The organism is Thermotoga neapolitana DSM 4359, from assembly GCF_000018945.1.
GTDB classification, from domain to species: domain Bacteria; phylum Thermotogota; class Thermotogae; order Thermotogales; family Thermotogaceae; genus Thermotoga; species Thermotoga neapolitana.
The window spans coordinates 1,878,548-1,884,562 of the sequence record NC_011978.1 but is presented as its reverse complement, the minus strand read 5'-3'; the positions used below and the strand labels follow the sequence as shown (position 1 = coordinate 1,884,562).

General features: G+C 47.2%; 6 protein-coding genes. 1 reads left to right on the top strand and 5 read right to left on the bottom strand.

What is annotated here, in order from left to right:
• Positions 1-42 precede the first annotated feature (42 nt).
• On the top strand, positions 43-1,089 hold the full coding sequence (locus CTN_RS09645) for an AfsR/SARP family transcriptional regulator (RefSeq protein WP_038068172.1): 1,047 nt from the start codon (positions 43-45) through the stop codon (positions 1,087-1,089).
• On the opposite strand, the gene CTN_RS09640 is transcribed toward CTN_RS09645, so the two are convergent.
• Genes CTN_RS09640 through CTN_RS09620 form a run of 5 tightly spaced genes read right to left on the bottom strand, consistent with a single transcriptional unit; the run spans position 1,080 to position 6,004 of the window.
• Positions 1,080-1,394, bottom strand: a complete 315-nt coding sequence (locus tag CTN_RS09640; RefSeq protein ID WP_038068171.1) for a hypothetical protein — start codon at positions 1,392-1,394, stop codon at positions 1,080-1,082. The two genes, CTN_RS09645 and CTN_RS09640, sit on opposite strands and share 10 nt — an antisense overlap.
• A gap of 4 nt (positions 1,395-1,398) precedes the next feature.
• Entirely contained in the window at positions 1,399-2,118 is a 720-nt protein-coding gene (locus CTN_RS09635) for a hypothetical protein (protein ID WP_015920347.1), read from the bottom strand.
• A gap of 1 nt (position 2,119) precedes the next feature.
• Complete coding sequence (locus CTN_RS09630) at positions 2,120-3,427, bottom strand: secretin and TonB N-terminal domain-containing protein (RefSeq protein WP_015920346.1); 1,308 nt, start codon at positions 3,425-3,427, stop codon at positions 2,120-2,122.
• Positions 3,424-4,566: a secretin and TonB N-terminal domain-containing protein gene (locus CTN_RS09625; protein WP_015920345.1), complete on the bottom strand. Its 1,143-nt coding sequence runs from the start codon at positions 4,564-4,566 to the stop codon at positions 3,424-3,426. Before CTN_RS09625 ends, CTN_RS09630 begins: the two co-directional genes overlap by 4 nt.
• A 4-nt stretch (positions 4,567-4,570) precedes the next feature.
• Positions 4,571-6,004 carry a WxL protein peptidoglycan domain-containing protein gene (locus tag CTN_RS09620; RefSeq protein ID WP_015920344.1) on the bottom strand — a complete coding sequence of 478 codons (1,434 nt, stop codon included), beginning with the start codon at positions 6,002-6,004 and terminating at the stop codon, positions 4,571-4,573.
• Positions 6,005-6,015 lie beyond the last annotated feature (11 nt).

Here is a 6,015-nt window from a genome sequence, read left to right as displayed (position 1 = left end):
GTTATTAACCTCAGAATTTAAGATTTGAATAGGGGGAACTTTATGCATCTTGAAATCTATACCTTAGGAACAGCCCGTGTTGTGGTGAAAATTGGGGGGAAAGTGAAAACTGATATCGTTTTCAATCATCGCAAAGCATTTGGAATACTGTTTCTCCTCGTGAACTCTTCCTCACCGGTTGCTATAGGTAGAATCTGTGAGATCCTGTGGGAAATCGACCCGAAAGCATCTCTTTCGAGTTTCTATACCAATTTTTCCCTTCTTCGCAGATTGACAAAGATCCCAAAAGATCGACTTTTTGTGAAAGCGGGGCGATGTTATCTAATTGCCGATGATGTAAAAGTCGATACGGTGGAATTCGAAAAAACGTTGAACGAAGCTCTGGTCTGCGAGGGAGAAGAGAAGGAGAAGAAACTCCTTGAAGCCAAAAGGATTTATCGGGGACATTTTCTTCCGAGTTTTCTGGATGAAGGATGGACCATTCCCTATCGGGAGGGTTTGAGGGAGAAATACATTCTCCTTCTCGAGGAACTGGTCAAATACTACTTTGAAAAGAACCATTTCACAAAACTGAGCGATGTTTTGAACGAGCTTTTGGATGAGGACGAATTCAACGAGATAGGGTATTTTTACAAACTGGCTTGTTACGTGAAGATGGGGAGACTGGTTCAGGCAAAAAGGGAATACGAGAAATTCTCCGAAATGTTCAGAAAAGAACTGGGGGTGGACCTGTCCTTCACTTTCGAAGATCTCATAGAGTGGAGAACAATACCTTTTTACAGTCAGAAAAGACACAGCGCTCTCGTCGTGGAAAAGGATGTGTTCGAAAGGTACATTCAGAACACCAGGAATTCTTTATTAATAGAACTGGAGCTGTCATCAGTGGACAGTGCGGGTGTATCGGATCTTGCAAAGATCTTCAGAAGCGGGGACATTCTCTGTTTTGATAAAGAAAGTGGAAAATTGAGGGTTCTGATCAGCGGGATTTCAAAAGATGCCAGAGAGGCGATAAAGGAAAAGATCATCGAAAGGCTGAAGGAAAGGTTTCCGGATGAAAATCTCACGTTTCGGTGGAAGTACTACGATTGAAAAGAGAGTTTTCTCTGAATCTCGAGCGCTTTGAGAAGATCTTCCCTCCCCACAAACCCAAGCCTCAGCAGGATTTTTCCAATCTGGATTTTCTTTTTCAGGCTTTTTTGCAGGTTCAGGGAAATTTGAAGCCTCGCGGTGTTAAGAACTCCAAGTGCCACAAGGATTTCCCCCAGTTTTGGGGTGGTTGTGAACTCTATCAATTCTCCTCCACATTTTTCACAGTTTTTTTTGTAGAGTGTGTCAAGAGAAGACGCAGAATACCACACAGATCCACACTGTTTGCAGATGTACCTGTAGGCCATCTCCTCACTCTCCATTGAAGTCTGCCAGAGGTTCGAACTTCACCGTGTACACTCCACTGTACATTCCGGCCGGTGTTCTTCTATCTATGGAAAATTCCGCCCACACCGCGTAGATCCACACGTACATTCCTTTTTCCCAGAACGAGGTTTCTTTTTTCAATTCAAAAACCATCTTTCCTTCCCTGTTTTCGGAGATCGTCTTGTACTTTTCCGGAACATCCCTTATGTCCCTCAGAAGATAGTCGCTGAGGTCTTTTCCAGAGTCATCCGCCCAGTGTCTTACAAAATCGTAGAGGAACATCCTCTTCAATTTTACATCCAGATCGAACTGAAATGTTACTTTCATCTCGTATGGACTCATCACGAAAATTCCAAAGAGAAGTTTTGAGTTGTCTGTGTAATCGTATATATCCTCTCCGATGGAAAGGCTTCCAGATTTCAATTCGCACTGATGAAGCATCAGATAGAGGATCATTCCCTGAAAATCACATGGGTTCAGCGTGCTAGCCACCTTTTCCGGATCGAAGAGAAGATAAAAAGAGAACCTGTACCCGGGGTTTTTCGTTGTCTGAGGTTCCATCATTATCAGAGAATTCCCCTGAGGCTTTACGGTCTGGAGTCTTTCCAGGACGTACTCTCTTGTTTTCTCTATTTCCTGGAGTGCGCTCTGAGCAAACAGGCTGAAAGAGAGTGCAACGAGAAAGAAAACAGTGAATCCTTTCATGCTACCACCTCACCCAGAAACCGATGATGACCTTTTCTGTAACCACATAGATGATTTCCACTCCTGCGTCCTGACCGAAAGCAAGACGGATCTCTGGTCTCATCTTCGAAAAATCAGACCAGACACCGAGCCCGAACAGTACCTTCTCTTTCCAGGCGATTCCCAGGGAAAATTCCTGTGAAACCTCTGCATCTTTGTTCATCGAAAGCTGAAACTCCCCGTAGGAGAAGATGTTCCCCCGAATGTTGTGGACGTCCTTCAAACTGATCGACAGAAAGACCTCCTCATCTTTCACTCCTGCAAGAAGCCCCAGTTCAAGGTTTCCAACAACTCTCGCTGTGGCACCGCTCAGGAAGGTGAGACTCTTGCCCATCTCAACCCGACCTGTGAGGGTGTGATCTTTTTCCTCATCTTTCTTCTCTTCCTTGATCGACACAGGAGCGATCTTTCCCACCTTCAACTCGAGGATACCACCTTCGAAGTCCACAATGGTGATCTTCTTGCTCGACAGGGAAACATCCGTTTCCAGTGCTGTTCTGGAGTCCTTCAAACTTATTCTGATACTGTTTCCAGAGAGAGCCAGGGAAAGCCAGATGCTTTTTTCGTTGTACTGGAGCGATATCTTTGTTTCCCTGCCCTCTTCGATGGGAACCACTCCGGAGGCTATCGTTCTCATCTCTTCTTCGGAGAGAACTCTGATGAAATCTTCCACGGTCAGGACATCTTCATCCGTGATCACCGTATAGGTGTCTCCCACGGAAACGACTTTTGAAGAGAGCAATCTCTTAAGGGTAACGGTTTTTTCCTCTGAGATTCGAACGTATCTGTACCATGCGATGTACTGCTCCCTTTCGACATCGATCTTCTCTGCGATTTCCTTCACGGCTCTCAAAACACGCCCACCACCGAACACGATCAGGGTGTTCCCAACTGGTACGACGAAGTCTTTGTAGGCTCCCAGGTACTCCACGACCTGTTCTGCCGGCACGTGCTGGAGGTTGATGACTGCGGAGGGAAGAAAGACCAGTTTTTCCATGTCTGATGGTGCGAAGACGAGGTAGTATCCATCCCCTTTGATCCAGTCATACGGAGTTCCGGAAAGGAGAAGATTCAGGGCGGTGTCGAGTGAGACATCGTAGAGTTCCAGACTCACTCTGCCACTGATCTTCGACGAAAAGAGTATGGGCACACCTGAAAGCTGTGAGAGCTGAACCAGGGCATCCTTTATGTCCGTGTCCTGGAAAAAAACGTCTATCGAAAAAGCGGGCACACAAAAAAGAAGGACGATCGAAAAGATCACCCTTTTCATTCACTTTCACCCGCTTTTGTGCACTTTACGAGGATGAGGATTTCCTTGTGGATCTTTCTCTCTGTTTCCTTCTTGAAGAGATATCCAAAAACGGGGATGTCTCCAAGAAGAGGTACCTTGTCCGTCACGGTCGTGTAGGTGTCGAAGCCGATACCACCTATGGCGACGGTTTCACCCAGTTTCAACCTTACAGTTCCCTCTATGCTCTGGGAAGTGGTATCCGGAAGACCTTCGTTTTTATCCAGAGCGTTCGAGGAGGTGATCTTCACCGTCAGTGAAACTGTGTTGTCCCTGAGAAGAAAAGGCTTTATCTCGACCTCCGTTCCCAGCTCCACGCTCTTGACCACCTTTTTGTCGTTCTCGGTTGTGATGTAATTTCTCTGGGTTTTCGCAGAGAACTTTCCTGAACTTCCGCTCTGGAGTCTCAGTCTGGGATTTGCAAGAAGCTTTGCCGATCCGTCTCCGATGGAGAGTTCTATGTGAGAGAGAACACTGTAGTCCAGGGTGTTGAACACGATGTCCAGGGCCTTCTCAAGCAGGTTGATGGTGAAATTTTCCCCCTCTGACTGGTTCGAATACTGCCAGGAGATTCCCCACTTTCTCAGCGTTTCTTCGTTGACTTCGACCACTTTCACTTCCAGGATGAGTTCTTCTTCAGGAACGTCGATCGTGTTCAGCGTCTCCGCTATTTTGCTCGCTATCTTGGGTGGGGCGTTTATGACCACGGTGTCGGTGCTCAGGGGAAAGACGTAATTTTTCATCACAGGGGGCAGTGCCTTTATCAGCTGGTCGGCGCTGTTTCCTTTTGTTCTGTAGAGGTATGTCTTCGAGAGGGTGAAGAAACTGGGGCTTTCGGGGTCTGGAGATCCCACGAAGTAGACACCGTCGATCTCCACCCACTGGTATCCGTATGGAAGGAGAAGAAGGTCGAGTGCCTTCTCAACGGGCACCTGATAGACCTCGAGGGATACGAATCCCGTAACCGTTCTATCGTATATGATGGGCTTTCCTATCTCGTAGGAGATCTGCGTTAGCGCATCCCTTATGTCCGTTTGAAAGAAGGACAGGTCGAGCAGTTTTTCCTCAGAGAAGAGAAAAACTGAAAGGACGATGAGAACCATGAGAGCACATCTTTTCATGCTCTCACTCCTTCCACTTCAGCTTTTCTTCCTTCCAGGTCTCCGTGTTGTAGATTCTCGATCTGAGAAGAACGGCGTTTTTTGCCATCCCTATCGGAAGAAGATGCGTGAAACTCACGATTTTTTTCTCGCCTGGAAGAAGTACGAAGGGTTCGACGAGAGTTTTCGTCTCGAGGGCAGTTTTTTCTACCACAGAAAACTCCATGATCATTCTTCCCGTGTTCTCCACAAGGAGCGTTGCCTGCTGTGTTTCTGTGGCGTAGTCGGTCATGGTGATCCTGTACGAGGGCTCAACCGTTTCGTTTCTGAGGACTATTGCACCTCGACCCACGAGAGAAACATCTTCGCTGGGTTTCAGGAAAAAGATGTTGTCTCCCTTTTCCAGTTTGTCGATGTCTCTTGGGTTGTATCTCACGTAGAGATTGGATTCGGCGTACGGAGGAAGGATGAACCGTTTTGGAAGGACGGTGATGGGATCTTCTGTGGAAAAATTCAGAGTGAGCCTTTCCGGGGTGAGGTTCTGGATCTGCAACTTCTGGTTCACCGGCTGGCTCGCATCGAAAACGATCAGATCCGGCTTCAAAGCGATCGCCTTTTTTGTGATCTTTCTTTCTGGGAGGGTCACATCGTGCGAGGCGGCGACCCTCACTCCCTGACTCATACCCTCTATCTGGAGTGAAACCTTTCCGGACGGCATGATCTTTTCGGTGTAGAGGGTGAATTCCTCCTCCAGATCGGGAAAGATCACAAATTCGTCGCCAGACAGAGGAATGGAAGAGACTATCCTCCCTATCTCCCTTGAGACAACCCTCAACTCACCGTTCAGTGCACACACAAGGTTACCCTCGTTCTTCACTTTCAACTTCATCACAGTTCCGAAATCACCGTACCTGTTTCTGTACTCCGGAGGACATTCTGGAGAGGTGAGATCAAAGAAACTGACGTCCTCAACGGAGAGATTCAGAATCTTTGGGTTTTCCACGTTCACGAGCACAAGGACGGCTATTTTCAGCGTGAAGATGATGTTACCTCTTCTTCCACTGGAGGCGGTGAACATGATCGAACCGAACGCCTGGGCACCGGTGAAATCCTCCGGTATCTTCACCGTTATGGGAAGGTTCCTCACCTCTCCGGGTGCGAGTGTGATTTCGGTCGAAGGAACGGATATGTATTCTCTCAAACTGTAGGGATAATCAGGAAGATCGTACACGTAAGAACCAGCCTTTATGGCGAAGTCCTTTATCTCTATTCCCACGGTTTCCTGTGAATTTCCTGCGGTGAGCCGAATGGAAAAGGTCTTCTCTTCACCGGGTTTCATATCGAGCCAGTTCACAAGAGGGTATACGTTCAAAGCAAGGAAGGTGGAGGAAACGAACAAAAAAAATAAAAATGTGAGAACGGATCTCTTCATGTCTCTCTCTCCTTTCTGTTTCTTCAAGGGGGAGGGTT